The organism is Psychrobacter arcticus 273-4 (assembly GCF_000012305.1).
Taxonomy (GTDB): domain Bacteria; phylum Pseudomonadota; class Gammaproteobacteria; order Pseudomonadales; family Moraxellaceae; genus Psychrobacter; species Psychrobacter arcticus.
The window spans coordinates 2,596,380-2,610,995 of sequence record NC_007204.1 but is presented as its reverse complement, the minus strand read 5'-3'; the positions used below and the strand labels follow the sequence as shown (position 1 = coordinate 2,610,995).

12 protein-coding genes are annotated in these 14,616 nt (G+C 43.5%); 2 read left to right on the top strand and 10 right to left on the bottom strand.

Features of this window, described 5'->3' with window-relative positions; all coding sequences use genetic code 11:
- Positions 1-54: 54 nt before the first annotated feature.
- The 9 genes from PSYC_RS10990 to PSYC_RS10950 form a co-directional block, all read right to left on the bottom strand.
- Entirely contained in the window at positions 55-1,323 is a 1,269-nt protein-coding gene (locus tag PSYC_RS10990; RefSeq protein WP_227500335.1) for an MFS transporter, read from the bottom strand.
- A 325-nt stretch (positions 1,324-1,648) separates the two neighbouring features.
- Positions 1,649-1,894: a (Na+)-NQR maturation NqrM gene (nqrM, locus tag PSYC_RS10985; protein WP_011281364.1), complete on the bottom strand. Its 246-nt coding sequence runs from the start codon at positions 1,892-1,894 to the stop codon at positions 1,649-1,651.
- A gap of 163 nt (positions 1,895-2,057) precedes the next feature.
- The gene (locus PSYC_RS10980) at positions 2,058-3,206 is read right to left on the bottom strand and encodes an FAD:protein FMN transferase (protein ID WP_011281363.1); all 1,149 of its coding nucleotides are present in this window, start codon (positions 3,204-3,206) and stop codon (positions 2,058-2,060) included.
- A gap of 395 nt (positions 3,207-3,601) precedes the next feature.
- The gene (nqrF, locus tag PSYC_RS10975; RefSeq protein WP_011281362.1) at positions 3,602-4,837 is read right to left on the bottom strand and encodes an NADH:ubiquinone reductase (Na(+)-transporting) subunit F; all 1,236 of its coding nucleotides are present in this window, start codon (positions 4,835-4,837) and stop codon (positions 3,602-3,604) included.
- A 123-nt stretch (positions 4,838-4,960) separates the two neighbouring features.
- Positions 4,961-5,569, bottom strand: a complete 609-nt coding sequence (nqrE, locus tag PSYC_RS10970; RefSeq protein WP_011281361.1) for an NADH:ubiquinone reductase (Na(+)-transporting) subunit E — start codon at positions 5,567-5,569, stop codon at positions 4,961-4,963.
- Positions 5,569-6,240, bottom strand: coding sequence for an NADH:ubiquinone reductase (Na(+)-transporting) subunit D (locus tag PSYC_RS10965; protein WP_011281360.1), 672 nt, complete (start codon positions 6,238-6,240; stop codon positions 5,569-5,571). The genes nqrE and PSYC_RS10965 overlap by 1 nt, the downstream gene beginning before the upstream one ends.
- Position 6,241: 1 nt before the next feature.
- Positions 6,242-7,174 carry a Na(+)-translocating NADH-quinone reductase subunit C gene (locus PSYC_RS10960; RefSeq protein ID WP_011281359.1) on the bottom strand — a complete coding sequence of 311 codons (933 nt, stop codon included), beginning with the start codon at positions 7,172-7,174 and terminating at the stop codon, positions 6,242-6,244.
- Entirely contained in the window at positions 7,155-8,390 is a 1,236-nt protein-coding gene (locus tag PSYC_RS10955) for an NADH:ubiquinone reductase (Na(+)-transporting) subunit B (protein ID WP_011281358.1), read from the bottom strand. Before PSYC_RS10955 ends, PSYC_RS10960 begins: the two co-directional genes overlap by 20 nt.
- A gap of 5 nt (positions 8,391-8,395) precedes the next feature.
- The gene (locus PSYC_RS10950) at positions 8,396-9,748 is read right to left on the bottom strand and encodes a Na(+)-translocating NADH-quinone reductase subunit A (RefSeq protein WP_011281357.1); all 1,353 of its coding nucleotides are present in this window, start codon (positions 9,746-9,748) and stop codon (positions 8,396-8,398) included.
- A 930-nt stretch (positions 9,749-10,678) separates the two neighbouring features.
- Between PSYC_RS10950 and hisA the strand changes: the two genes are divergently transcribed.
- Together hisA and PSYC_RS10940 are read left to right on the top strand one after the other, a co-directional pair.
- Positions 10,679-11,419, top strand: coding sequence for a 1-(5-phosphoribosyl)-5-[(5-phosphoribosylamino)methylideneamino]imidazole-4-carboxamide isomerase (gene hisA / locus PSYC_RS10945; RefSeq protein ID WP_011281356.1), 741 nt, complete (start codon positions 10,679-10,681; stop codon positions 11,417-11,419).
- Positions 11,420-11,646: 227 nt separating this feature from the next.
- A complete protein-coding gene (locus PSYC_RS10940; RefSeq protein WP_011281355.1) occupies positions 11,647-11,967 on the top strand; it encodes an IS630 transposase-related protein in 321 nt (106 codons plus the stop codon).
- Between the two features lie 233 nt (positions 11,968-12,200).
- On the opposite strand, the gene rnr is transcribed toward PSYC_RS10940, so the two are convergent.
- Complete coding sequence (gene rnr / locus PSYC_RS10935) at positions 12,201-14,516, bottom strand: ribonuclease R (RefSeq protein WP_011281354.1); 2,316 nt, start codon at positions 14,514-14,516, stop codon at positions 12,201-12,203.
- Positions 14,517-14,616 lie beyond the last annotated feature (100 nt).

Sequence of the window (14,616 nt, the reverse complement as noted above, 5' to 3'; positions counted from 1 at the left end):
CAGAATCAGATAAGCAGCAATATGGTGCAAAAGTTAATTGATTAATGATAAAAACTAAATCTTCTTGCCGTCAACCATCAGCGGACGACTGACCAGCCAAGCTATCCCTACGTTTACAATCATCAAAATAAGCGTAATCAGCAGCGGTAAATCCCAGCTGTCAGTCACCTCATGTAGCCAACCAGTCCCAAGTGGACCAAAAAACGCAATGATATAACCGACGAATTGTGCCATACCAGACAGCTCACTGGCTTGATTGGTCGTATAAGTGCGAAGAGAAAACAGCATAATACTTAAAGTAAAAATTGCCGAGCAGCCTGCACCCATAAAGCCTGCCCATAGCCATGCTAAATCGGTAGACGTATAGCTTAGACCTAGGATGCCAATGACGTTTAATACTGCTGCAAACACTGCCAAAGCCTGTGTAGGGCGACCACGATTGATCAACCATGTTAAGCTCAAAATAGCCAGTGGCGCCATAAACTGAAACACCGAACCCATCTGTCCTGCACTGACCGCACTCATGCCTTTACTGACTAAAATAGATGGTAAAAAGCTCGCAACGGTATAATAGAGTAAGGATTGAATACCCAAGAATATGCCAATTTGCCAAGCAAAGCCGGTACGCCACATAGAAATATCAGAGAAACCTTGAGTAGCGATAGGGATAATCTGATCGCTCGACGAGCCTAAACGCAGGCGTAAGAATATCCAAATAGCGATAGCAAAAATACCTAAAAATGACCAGCCACCTAGTGCCCATTGCCAGCCAACCCATTCAGATAGGGGAAGAACGACACCGGCGACAATACCGGCGGTCACTGTCATGGTCAGACTAAATAGACCGGTGACTAAAGGAATGTTATTCGGTGTGTGCTGTTTAATGACAGGCGCAGCCAAGGTATTTGCAAAACCAATGGCTAAAGTTAGCATCACCGTCCCACTTAAAAACCCAATCCATGTTGGGATGACTGCGCGTACAATCATACCGAGGGTCAGTAGGACAATCATCACAATCAAGGTATTTTCGATACCAAAACGCTTGCCAATGGTGGGTGAGATCAAAGCACCCAAGGCGAAGGTGAGCATCGGTACCGCACCCAGCCAACCGATCTGAGTCTCTGAGATATTGAGCGCCCCTTGAACCACAGGCGCGATAGAGCCAAGCGCGACGATAGGCGCGCGCATATTGGTGCCCAATAAAACCATGGCACACAATACTAGCCAAAACGTAAAGCGCGAAGAGGGCAGCTTAAACAGTGAAGTAGCATCCGTTTGAGATTGTAAAGGCAAATCATTTTGCACATTAGGAGGGGTAGACATAGCAGCACGACTATTATTAGAGTAAGAAAAAGGACACGTCATTAAACAGCGCCGAAGAGTCGTCGTTTGCAAAATAACACCAGAGAAATCTCACAAAGCAGATGAGTTAGACAAAAAATAGAATGTCGAAATATTTGCAGAAAGCAATTTATATGAACTTGCTACCTTAACGGGTAAGGTAATATGAGTATATATGAGTAGTGATGTGGAGCAATAACACTGCACCATAAAAAAATAGCGCTAGCCCTTTTTTTATAAGGCTTGACGCTATTATAAGAACAAATGACGGCTAAATACTACCAGCGTATGGTAACAAAGCGACTGTTTACACCGATTTGCCCAACTGAGCTGCTTTTAAAGCGTTCTCTTGTTGTTCTGCGATTATAGAATCGCATTTATTAGGGTCATCACCACAGTATGAGCATTTCTCATTGCCCATTAATTTGGCAACACCGCCACAAGACCCTCTAAGCGGCTTTTTGTTGACCATATAACCGATACCCATAAAGATAAAAAACAGCATGAATACGGTAAAGGTGATAGCAAGCATGGGAAGCAGTTGGCTAAGCATAGAGGAGACCTCGCGTTAAAAATAGGACGGTTATCTGTGTGATAACTTATTAATAGTATAGCAAAAATTCATCTTGTCCGTTTGAGCTTCTCAGCTTAGTAAAACGATTTAAAAAAGAGACATCTAAAAGCGATACCGTGCTACTTCTATAAACACTCTAACCTTAGCTAGACTTTTTATCAGCACGCAAGGCTTTCATAGCAGGTGTTTGCACCACTTGCCAATCATCAATGCTGTCCGCGGCTGCTTCTACGCTCACACCCTCTGCCAATACGACAAATAATGCCGCTATGTTTTGCTCTTTGGCGACGCTCAATGCTTTTTTATAGGGCATCGCGGTCAAGGCGGTTGCCCACGCATCAGCCAGCGCGACGGTGTCTGCGGCGACTGTCACCGATGGCGCGCCACCTACGATCGGCTCACCTGTTGTAGGATCAATGGTATGACTGTAGTGCTTACCAGCAAACACGACTGAATTACGATAGTTGCCAGAGGTCGCTAGATGCATAGTATTGCTGATATTTATAGGTTGACGAATCACCGCTATGGTTTGACGCTCTCTGACCGTACTACCCTCAATCGGTGCATCAATAGCAATCTGCCACGGTTGTTGTTGGGCACTGACGCCAGAAGTTGCCACCTCACCGCCAATCTCAACCATATAATTGCGAATTTGATAATTGTTTTTTAGCACATCAGCGATGACATCGACACCGTAGCCTTTAGCCACTGCTGAAAAATCAAGCCCGATGCCATCTTTAGTCTTATAAAGGGTTTTATCTTTTTGTATGACACTGTCAAAGTCAACTAAGGCTTTGGCTTGCGCAATCTCCAATGCCGTAGGTGGGCCTTGCAAACGCTCAACGGTCATCGTGCTACCAAAGCCCCAAGTATCAACAAGTGGCATCACCGTAGGATCAAAGGCGCCACCTGATTGCTGATAAACTTGTCTTGAAATTGCTAACACATGACTAAAATCTGCATCGATGGTAATAGGCGCATCTTTGCCTAATTGATTAAATTCAGAGATGATAGAGTCGGCCTGATAAGTGGACATGCTGTCGTTGATATCTTGCAGGCGCTTATCGATTGCTGCTTGTATGGCTGCTTTATCAGCACTTTTAGGCAACTGATAACTAATATGATAGCTGGTACCCATGGTCTCACCGCTCAGATTATTGTAATCGGTCTTTTGCTGGCAAGCGCTCATACCCAGTGCAGCGCTTATAGTGATAACAGGTAGTAGGGCAGTATTCATCGATTTAACAGAAAATGAGCGTGGTGCTGATTTTTGCATGCTTGGGTTTTTCATATGAGTCATCACAGCTTGATATAGCGAAGGGGTGAGTGGGCGTTAGTTATTAAGTAAGCTAAGCATTGCCTATTTTACACCCTTTGTCACCCATAACGCCAACTGTCGGCTTAAGACATCGCTATTTAATAAATATAGTCGGTGAAAAGTAATATCGATACAACACGTACTGCTGGTGCAAATTTTTCTTGCTTGCTGTGCCTACGCAGACAGAGGCTGCAAAAAATTTACACCAGCAATACGGTAGCGACTTTAAAGTATTTCAACTATAGTTGGTTTTCATAACAATCCTTTCTGTTTCGCTCATAAATTAAGAGCCTCATTTGAGACTCTTAATTTAGCATATATTGTTCAGTTAATTGTGGTTGCTTAGATAGGCTAATGAATTACCCGATTTAGCCACCAAAGTCATCAAGCATGATGTTTTCATCTTCCACACCTAAGCTATGTAGCATATCGATAACCGCCGCATTCATCATCGGTGGCCCACACATGTAGTACTCACAATCTTCTGGATTTGGATGGCCTTTGAGATATTCTTCTAACAACACGTTATGAATAAAGCCCGTGTAACCTGTCCAATTGTCTTCAGGCTGCGGATCAGATAACGCCACATGCCACTGGAAATTAGCAAAGTCAGCTTCTAGTTGATCATAATCTTCAACGTAGAACATCTCACGAATAGAGCGCGCACCATACCAAAAACTAATCTTACGATCAGAGTTTAGGCGTTTGAGCTGATCGAAAATGTGCGAGCGCATCGGTGCCATACCAGCACCACCACCGACGAATATCATCTCAGCTTCGGTCTTTTTGGCGAAAAACTCACCATAAGGACCAGATACTGTGACTTTATCGCCAGGTTTTAAGCTAAAGGTCCAAGAAGACATTTTGCCTGGTGGAATACCATCAGGACCGCGCGGCGGCGGACTAGCAATACGAATATTAAATTTTATTAAACCTTTTTCATCCGGATAGTTAGCCATTGAATAGGCACGAATAACAGGCTCATCAACTTTTGAGACGTATTTAAAGATGCCAAAGTTATTCCAATCGTCTTGATATTCTTCGGCAATATCAAAGTCTTTATAATGCACTTCATGCGGTGGCGCTTCTAGCTGTACATAACCACCAGCGCGGAAGTTAACTTCTTCGCCTTCTGGAATCTTCAGTACCAATTCTTTAATAAAGGTGGCAACGTTATCGTTAGAGATAACCTCACATTCCCACTTTTGTACATCAAAGAATTCAGGGTCAATCTCGATTTTCATGTCTTGCTTAACTGCTACCTGACAGGCAAGACGCATATGATTGCGAATCTCACCTTGAGTAAAATAGCCTTCTTCGGTGGGCAGGATAGAACCGCCCCCCTCAATAACACGGCAACGACACTGGGCACAGGTACCACCGCCACCACAGGCTGAAGATAAGAAAATACCTTCGCTGGCCAGTGTTTGAAGCAATTTGCCGCCTGCGGGTGTTACAACGTCATTATCGGGATTATCATTAATATGAATGGTCACATCGCCTGAACTGACCAGTCTTGAGCGCGCCGCCAAAATAATGGCGACAAAGCTCATGATGATCAAGGTAAACATAGCAACGCCACCAATCGCCGTAAAATAATCCATGGTAGGTATCCTTAATCTATGGAGTAGGGGTACGAAAAGACGTCATTGCGTTTTTTCTGAACCCCTACCGAATAAATGAATTAAATAGGTCAAATCGCTAAATAGGGTTTTAAGCCTAACGGTTTAAATGGACATACCGCCAAACGACATAAAGCCAAGTGACATCAGACCAACCGTGATAAAAGTAATACCAAGACCGCGCAGTGGCGCTGGAATGTCTGAGTATTTTAACTTTTCACGGATACCTGCCAATGCGGTAATAGCCAGTGCCCAACCAAAGCCTGCACCAACACCGTATACCACTGATTCACCAAAGTTATAATCACGTTCTACCATAAACAATACGCCACCTAAGATGGCACAGTTGACGGTGATAAGCGGCAAAAATACACCAAGTGCGTTATATAGACTCGGGACGAACTTATCCAAGAACATCTCTAAAATCTGTACGGTGGCAGCAATCAAACCAATATAACTGAGCAGACCCAAAAAGCTTAAGTCAATATCAGGGAAGCCTGCCCATGCCAGCGCACCATCTTTTAGGATGAACTGGAAGAGTAGGTTATTTAGCGGTACGGTAATTGCCATCACGACAACCACTGCCACCCCAAGACCGATAGCGGTTGAGACTTTTTTTGATACAGCTAAAAAAGTACACATGCCTAAGAAGTAGGCCAGTGCCATATTCTCGATAAAGACCGAGGTTATAAATAAACTGACATAATGTCCCATTAGTGACCGCCCCCTTGAGCCATGCCTTTAGATTGCGGCTTCATTACAAATTCAGCGTCTTCGACCTGATCAGGTTTCCATGTACGGATAATCACGATGAACAGGGCAATGATAAAGAATGCTGACGGCGGTAGTAGCAATAGACCATTTGGTACATACCAGCCACCATCGGTCGCGGTTTGTAAAATGGTGATACCAAACCAGCTGCCTGCACCCAAAATCTCACGGATACTGGCGATAAATAGTAGTACGGTTGAATAACCAAGACCATTACCGATACCATCCAAGAAACTGGGTATAGGCGGATTGCTCATGGCAAACGCTTCAGCACGTCCCATCACGATACAGTTGGTAATAATCAAACCAACGAATACTGACAAGCCTTTACTGACATCATAAGCGACTGCTTTTAGTATCTGATCAACCAAAATAACCAATGAAGCAATAATCGTCATCTGCACGATAATACGAATGCTTGATGGGATTTGCTTACGGATAATAGAGATAAAAAAGCTTGAAAACGCTGTGACCAAAGTCAATGCCACGCTCATCACCAATGCATTTGCCACACTGGTCGTTACCGCCAATGCCGAACAGATACCTAAGATCTGTAGAGCAATAGGGTTATTGTCAAAAATGGGCGAGGTTAAAATACTTTTTGTATCAGCCATGTTATGCCTCCTTGCCGTGTGCTGCTGGTACTACTGCTACCAGTTCGGTTACGGGATGCGCCTGCTCTTGATGTAAGTTTTGACCCAGTTTTTTATACGGGCTTTGACTTGCTTTTACTTCAGCATCTGCCAGTGTTTTGCCACTCTCTTTACGCAGCTGGTCTAAGTAAGGCTTGTAACCTTGCTCGCCAAGCCAAAACTGAATCATGTTGCTGACGCCGCGACTGGTCAAGGTTGCACCACTGATACCGTCAACCCAGTTCTCTTTCGGATTACCGGCTTTTGTCACGCCAGTAGCAACGACACCTTTGTCATCATAAGAGTGAATGCCACTCCACATCGCACGCCACTCTGGCTCTTCGATACGAGCGCCTAGACCTGGGGTTTCTTTATGCTCATAAAAGCTAATACCTTTGATGGTATTCATGTCACTTTCAAGCGTTAAGAAACCATAAATCGTACCCCATAGTCCATAACCCTGAATCGGTAGAACCACCATTTCAGGTTTGCCAGCGTCATCGCTTTTGACATAGACTTTGGCATATTTAGGCTTACGACCGATACCGGCAGGATCATTACTGCCCAAGTCTTCACTTAAAGCTTTATTCTTAGTTGCTTGACTGGCATCGTACGCATTACGATCAGGGATACCAACAGCGGTAAGTGCGTCATCATCAAGGTAATTGCCTTTATTAAGGTCAACGATTTTTACCTCAAAATCTTCAAAACGCGTAGCCACATCTTCATTGGTGTCAGCAGCAGGATCAAACATACCTGCTGCGACCAAGATGTTCTTATTACGGTCTAAACGTGCGTTTTCTACTTGCGCAGGCTTTAAACCCACAGCTGCAGCTGAGACCAATACAGAACACACCAAGCATAGCGTCAACGCCACACTGATGGTTTTTGCATTATTACTTTTGGGCTTGGACATAGCGAACCCTCCGAGCTGTTTGGCGTTTGATATTTGCTTGAGTGACAAAGTAGTCAAACAATGGGGCAAATAAGTTAGCAAATAGAATGGCTAGCATGATGCCTTCTGGGAAAGCTGGGTTGATGACACGAATCAATACGGTCATAAAACCAATCAAGATACCGTAAGCCCAGCGCCCTTTATTGGTATGTGCGGCAGATACTGGATCAGTTGCCATAAATACGGCACCAAAGGCAAAACCACCGATCACTAAGTGCCAGTAAAACGGCAAGCTCATCATCATATTGTCTTCAGAGCCAATCATATTAAAGACCAGCGATGTGGCAATCAGACCGACCACACAACCTGCCATGATGCGCCATGAGGCAATGCGTGTCCAAAGTAGGACAGCAGCACCCATGAGGATTGCCAATGTTGATACTTCACCGATACTGCCTTGCATGTTGCCTAAGAACGCATCACTCCACGTGATGGCATTGCCGTAAACATCGACAAAATCTTGTGGAACGACGCCAAGCGCGGCAAGACCAAGTGGCGTTGCACCTGAAAAACCATCAACCGCTGTCCATACTGAGTCGCCTGACATATAAGCAGGATAAGCAAAGTATAAGAAAGCACGACCTGATAGGGCAGGGTTGAGGAAGTTTTTACCAGTACCGCCAAATACTTCTTTTGCCACAACCACACCAAAGATAATACCTAAGGCAACTTGCCATAATGGAATATCTGGTGGTAGACATAGTGCAAACAATACAGAGGTAACAAAGAAACCTTCGTTGACTTCATGACCACGGACAACAGCAAAGATAATCTCACAGAGAATACCAACCCCAAAGGTCACAAGATAAATCGGTAAGAACTGCATGGCACCGTAGACAAAGCTTGCCCAGATACTGTCTGGGTTGTAGCCTGCCATACTGGTGATAATGGTACGCCAGCCTTCAGGCTGCAAGCCAAGGGTTGCAATCGCGGTTAATGCTTGATGACCGATATTGTACATACCCCAAAACATAGCTGGGAACGTACATAACCACACGGTAATCATAATACGCTTAAGGTCAATACCGTCACGTACGTGTGATGATGCGTATGTCGTTGAGCCTGGTTGACGCAAAAACGTATCAAACATCTCAAAGATGGCATAGTATTTTGTGTGTTTGCCACCCTTAGTAAAAGACGGCTCCATACGATCGAACATATTGTGTAAAAATTTCATCGTGGTTAGCCCTCCAGCTCAATGCGTGTTAAGTTATCACGCAAAATATCGCCGAATTCATATTTGCCAGGAGATACGAAGGTGCATAATGCTAAATCTTCTTCGTCCAATTCAAGTACGCCCAAATCTACAGCAGTGACGATGTCTTCGACAATCAAAGCCCGCAATAGCTGGGTTGGCAGATAGTCTTGTGGCATGACTTCTTCATAGACACCGATTGGCACCATCGCTCTAGGTGAGCCATTGCTCGTGGTGGTGAAGTTATATTTTTTGCCACCAAAGAACTGCGAAATATAGATAGGCAGTTTAGAGAAGCGGTTTGCACCTGGTGTAAAGAAATGGAACGCTGGACGCTCACGACCTTCTGCCAGTACGCTTACTTGATTATCAAAGCGACCAAGATAAGCAATGTTGGCAAATACTTGACGCCCAGACAGCACTGAACCTGAAATTACACGGTTCTCGCCAGCCGTCAAATTACCTTTGGTCAAGGCAGCAATATCAGCACCGCGTTCGGTGGCGATAACATGAGGATTACTGACAGCAGGACCGGCTAAGCTTAATAAGCGACGCGTATATAAACGCCCGCTAGTAAATAGCTTGCCAATCGCAATCACATCTTGATAACCGATCGTCCAGACGCTTGTACCGCGCATGATAGGGTGCAAGAAATGAATGTGCGTGCCTGCGAGACCGGCAGGATGTTTGCCCGCAAAGCTATGATATTCAGTGACATTATTAGCCGCAGTTTTCGCAACTGGCGTCAACTGACTATTGCCATGGTGGCAGACAAAGGTCTTTGGGCTGAGGGTAGATAATACGGCAAGTCCGTCATTGAACGCTTGCAATTGCTCATTAATCAGCAACATCGGGTCAAATGCCAATGGATTGGTATCCATGGCGGTGACGAAAATAGCGTGAGGACGAGCGCCGATTTCAGGAGCACGGCTATAAGGACGCGTACGGAACGCCGTCCATTCACCAGAGGCAAGCAGTTGGGTTTCAACGACTTCAGAATCTAGGTCAGCAAGTTGCTGGGAGTCGTAGCGCTGAAATTCTACTTCCGCACCATTTGGGTCGACCGCAATTACAAGACTTTCAAACACACGACGTTCACCGCGTTTAATTGCGACGACCTTACCAGCAGCAGGCGCAGTGTAGATAACGCCAGCCCGTTTTTTGTCTTCAAAAACGGATTGACCTTTTGCTACGATATCGCCTTCTTTGACATTCATCGTCGGCTTCATGCCAACATAATCATAGCCAATAAGTGCCACATGGGCAGGTCTGTGCTCAGATATCTCGCGGGAGGGTTCACCAGTGATGGGTAAATCCAAACCTTTCTTGATGGTAATCATAAGCGAAAACTTAGTCCATAGTCTAAAACGATACCAGACGTCCTGTGTGGTATATCGGCAGCATGAATGGTAACGCCATCACTAAAACAACCAAATCATATCTTATAAAAAGACAGCGATAAGGTTTTCTAATAATGACACTTCATGACTACTAGTAAGAGTATTAACGCTGACCTTAGACTCCTTAACAACACGTTAATATCTTATTCGAATGACCAAAGTGGCGACTGGCTACCAAGGTGTATACTAAAACACTGCAATCTAACCCTCATCCCAAACAGAGATAGTGTTAGATAAAATACGGTTTTACCATACGATTTATTAAAATTCATAATGTTTGTGAGATTTAAGCAGCGCTATTCATTTGGTTAAATACAAACGAGAGATAAATGACTTAGGATACTGAGTAGAAGCTATCCAAGCGCTATTGAATGACCTATGATTATAGGGTAAATATTATGACTGAGTAACAGCCGTTGCTAAGCGAAACGTTTAATAGTATATCAATACCGCGCTGTCATCCATCTTATGCTGAGCGAAATCATCTACACGTAGCAGACGATCGGGTTTTATCGCACAAATACAAATTTGCCTAGGATTATACGCTAAACTGACTTAAAATTGCTAGTTGGTAATCGAATTTACCCAATATTGCTAGTAATCCTTTGTGCTAAAACTTATGGTTATGACTGTCTGTTTTCTGCTGCAATAAATAGAAAACCTTAGTCGATTTTATGACTAGTGTACTTGTATTGTTTTTAAAGCATTATGAAGCTTATACGTCTTTTGTAGTGAATTGACTGTATCGCGGTCTTTTTAAATTGGCAGTTCTAGACCTTTTACATTAAGCTTGTGTTTAAATGGCTTTTGTAAGCATTTAACCTACATCCAAGTTTTGATTATTAATATTGTTTTTATAAGGAATCCTATATGTGTGCTGTCCCTGTGATTATCCCTGCTATTGATCTAAAAGATGGCAAGTGTGTGCGCTTAAAACAAGGTCGTATGGAAGACGATACGGTATTTTCTGATGACCCTGTTGCGATGGCGGCACGTTGGGTAAAAGAAGGCGCGCGCCGCTTACATTTGGTTGATCTAAATGGGGCATTTGATGGAATTCCGGTACATAAGCAAGTGGTGCATGATATTGCAAAAGCCTTCCCTAAGCTGCCGATTCAGCTTGGCGGCGGTGTGCGCAATATGCAAACCATTGAGCAATATATTACTGCTGGTCTGACCTATATTATTATTGGTACCAAAGCGGTTGAAGATCCGGATTTTGTTGCCGAAGCATGCCGTGAGTTTGCTGGACACATTATCGTTGGTATCGATGCAAAAGATGGCATGGTCGCCACCCATGGTTGGGCAAATGTCACCGACACCAAAGCCACAGAGCTTGCCAAACGTTTTGCTGACGTTGGCGTCTCATCAATCGTCTATACCGATATCGCCCGTGATGGCATGATGCAAGGCGTTAATGTCGAGCAAACTGTCAACTTGGCTCGCGAAGGTGGATTGCCAGTGATTGCTTCAGGCGGCGTAACCGATATGAAAGATATCGAGCTGTTAAAACCTTATGGTAATTGTATCGAAGGCATCATCACTGGTCGTGCTATCTATGAGGGCACGTTAGATTTGGGCGAGGCACAACTTTATTTGGACGGTAAATAATATTTGAAAATATGCTTATTGAATTTTGGATCAATAAGGCGTAATTAAGGATGCTTATGGCGGCTTATTTTGACCACATGATGTTGCGCAACTGCCTAAAAGTGTGGAGTCAACTACTGCTATTAAGCATCATGTTCAGCTTACCGGTTTATGCTGTTCAAGAAAGCGAAACCGTTAATCTTACTGTACTATAGTCAAAGAAACATAAATCCTCTACAGTATATAATATGGCATACTCAAAAGACTACCGACAACTGATACTCAATAAGCTTGAAGAAGGCTATAGCATTCGACAACTTGCAGAGGAGTATCAAATTAGCACCAACACTATTCAGCGTTGGAAAACATTTCCTGAGCGTAAAAGACGTCAATTTACCCCGACTAAGATAGACGATGACTTACTGAGAGCCGATGTAGAAGCTTATCCTGATGATTATCAGCACGAACGAGCTCGGCGTTTTAACTGCACTCAAAGAGGTATAGGCATCGCTTTAAAACGAATCTGCATCACTCAAAAAAAAGAGCTTAACTCATCCAAAAGCGGATGATGAAAAACGTCTTATATTTCTTGAAAAGTTAGCGCAATTTAAGTTTGATGATAAGCCAAAAGTCACTGCGGTTATCAAGGAGGTGGGCGACTCAAACATTATTTTGCAGTTTCAGGTGTGGGTCAACCAATCAGAAGCTGATTTTTCGTAAACTTATTTCAGGACGGGACACAGACATAAAAAAGGCTAATGATAACATTAGCCTTTTTTAATACTTATAGATTCAAGAGAGTTTAACTCTTTTTGCTATTGCCTCTACCACCACGGCTGCCACTTTTCTTAGCAGGTGATTTCTTTGGCTGATCTTTGTTTGTCGCACTTTGGTTTAACTGGCTACTACGGTTCGAATGATCTTTTTTAGTTTGATTCATTTTACTAGACTGCAGCTTTGCTTGTAAACCAAAGTCAATTTGTAGCAGATCCATATTAACGCCAGCTACTTTCACCTTAACCAAATCGCCCAGCCCAAACACTGTGCCTCTATCTTTACCGATCAGCTGTTGCTGCTGCTCATCATAAACGAAGAAATCATCACCGACGTTTGAGATATGCACCAAACCATCGATATACAAATCGGTCAGGGTAATGAATAAACCAAAGTTTGTGACGGTAGTTACGACACCATCGAACTCTTCGCCGACATGGTCTTTCATATAATGACACTTCAGCCATGACTCCACATAGCGCGATGCTTTCTCAGCGCGGCGCTCTGTGTCTGAGGTTTGCATGCCAGCACCTTCTAATGAAAAATCCATTACAGGCTGTTTGGTATTTGTCACTTCCGCTTTAATCGCACGATGCAACATTAAGTCAGGATAACGACGAATCGGCGAGGTAAAATGACTATACTCGTCATAAGCCAAACCAAAGTGACCGATGTTATCCGGAGAATAGTTTGCTTGCATCATTGAGCGTAGCAGCATGCTATGAATACTGATCGCGTCAGGACGCTCTTTAGTCGCTTCAATAATGCGCTGATAATCTGCTTGAGTTGGGTTCTCTTCTGGGAAACTTAAACCGAAGTTTTTGGCATATTCGTGAATACGCATCGATTTTTCGCCATCAGGCTTATCATGATTACGATATAAAACTGGCAGCTCATTTTTTAGCGCAAAGTTTGCCGCGCAAGTATTGGCAAGCAGCATACATTCTTCAATCAGCTTTTGAGCATCGCCACGGGTACGAGGCAAGATTGCTTCGATGCCACCCTTTTCATTGAACTTAATATAAGTTTCAACAGTCTCAAATTCCATGGCATGACGTTCTTCACGTTTTTTAAGCAGCAACTCATACAATTGATGTAAGGTATCGACAGATTTTTTGACATCTTTATTTTCTGTTAACGATTTAGGAACGCTACTGTCTTTTGGATTCTCAAGATACGCATTCACTTGATTATAAGTCAAACGCGCTTGCGAATGCATCACACCAGGATAAAACTCATAACTGGTGATTTTACCAGCACGTGATATCTTAATATCAGCAACCATACAGAGGCGATCAAGATTAGGGTTCAGTGAACATAGACCATTAGACAGCACTTCAGGCAACATCGGAATCACTTGATGTGGGAAATAGACTGACGTACCACGCTCATAAGCATTTTGGTCAAGTGGTGAGTTCGGTGTCACATAATAACTGACATCCGCAATCGCTACCAAGACGCGATAATTACCACCAGAACGCTTTTCAGCAAAGACTGCATCATCAAAATCACGGGCATCTTCACCATCAATAGTCACTAATGGTAAATCACGTAAGTCGACACGACCCTTTAGATCTTTTTCAGTAGGCTCTTGATAATCATTTGCTTGATTAAGCACCGCTTCACTGAATTCTGATGGAATATCATAGTTAAGTAACGTGGTCTCAATGATGAGTTCGCGATCATTGTCATCAGACAAGACTTCAGTAATTTTACCAGTGGCGAATTCATGCTGATTTGGCCAATCAATAATATCAACTTTTACTGGTGATCCTTGCTTAGCATTGAAAGCCTGTACATTGTCTTCTGTGACGGTGATCGGCTGATGGTTGTTTGGGCTACCAAGCTCGACGCAGTAACCGTCTTCATCATGAGCAAGTGTACCGATAAAATGGTTTTGACGACGCTCAACGACATCAACGATGCGACCTTCAGTACGACCGCGGTTGTCTGTTGAGGTGCCAACGGCTTCTACCGTATCGCCATTAAAGACCCAACGCATTTGTTTTTCATGTAAAAACAAATCAGGCATATCACTCAATAGTACAAAACCAAAACCTTTAGGGTGCGCTGATACGGTACCGGTCACGATATCATGCTGAGTGACCGTGCGATAACGATAAGGGCGACCATCACGATTGACTTGTCCATCGCGTGTCATCGCTTTTAAGCGATTGCCTAAAGCGTCAAACTGATCAGGATCAGCAATATTAAAGGCTTTTGCCAATTGCTGATGCGTGATTTCACCGTGTTCATTAATCGTGCTTAATATAAGCTCGCGACTAGGAATGGGGTTATCATATTTTTGTGCCTCACTTGAGGCGTTTGGATCATTCCAACTCATAAATTACCGTATCTATGTTTAAATTATTAATAATGACTATCTTAACACGAACAACGACCCAATATCTTAGGTCAATTGTCTTATCTGTATAAGATAGCGA

What these genes read in the sequence shown, in the direction of transcription:
- PSYC_RS10950 (WP_011281357.1), bottom strand. Translation starts at nt 9,748, where the DNA reads ATGATTACCATCAAGAAAGGTTTGGATTTACCCATCACTGGTGAACCC.
- hisA (WP_011281356.1), top strand. Translation starts at nt 10,679, where the DNA reads ATGTGTGCTGTCCCTGTGATTATCCCTGCTATTGATCTAAAAGATGGC.
- PSYC_RS10960 (WP_011281359.1), bottom strand. Translation starts at nt 7,174, where the DNA reads ATGTCCAAGCCCAAAAGTAATAATGCAAAAACCATCAGTGTGGCGTTG.
- PSYC_RS10965 (WP_011281360.1), bottom strand. Translation starts at nt 6,240, where the DNA reads ATGGCTGATACAAAAAGTATTTTAACCTCGCCCATTTTTGACAATAAC.
- PSYC_RS10955 (WP_011281358.1), bottom strand. Translation starts at nt 8,390, where the DNA reads ATGAAATTTTTACACAATATGTTCGATCGTATGGAGCCGTCTTTTACT.
- PSYC_RS10980 (WP_011281363.1), bottom strand. Translation starts at nt 3,206, where the DNA reads ATGAAAAACCCAAGCATGCAAAAATCAGCACCACGCTCATTTTCTGTT.
- rnr (WP_011281354.1), bottom strand. Translation starts at nt 14,516, where the DNA reads ATGAGTTGGAATGATCCAAACGCCTCAAGTGAGGCACAAAAATATGAT.
- nqrF (WP_011281362.1), bottom strand. Translation starts at nt 4,837, where the DNA reads ATGGATTATTTTACGGCGATTGGTGGCGTTGCTATGTTTACCTTGATC.
- PSYC_RS10940 (WP_011281355.1), top strand. Translation starts at nt 11,647, where the DNA reads ATGGCATACTCAAAAGACTACCGACAACTGATACTCAATAAGCTTGAA.
- nqrM (WP_011281364.1), bottom strand. Translation starts at nt 1,894, where the DNA reads ATGCTTAGCCAACTGCTTCCCATGCTTGCTATCACCTTTACCGTATTC.
- PSYC_RS10990 (WP_227500335.1), bottom strand. Translation starts at nt 1,323, where the DNA reads ATGTCTACCCCTCCTAATGTGCAAAATGATTTGCCTTTACAATCTCAA.
- nqrE (WP_011281361.1), bottom strand. Translation starts at nt 5,569, where the DNA reads ATGGGACATTATGTCAGTTTATTTATAACCTCGGTCTTTATCGAGAAT.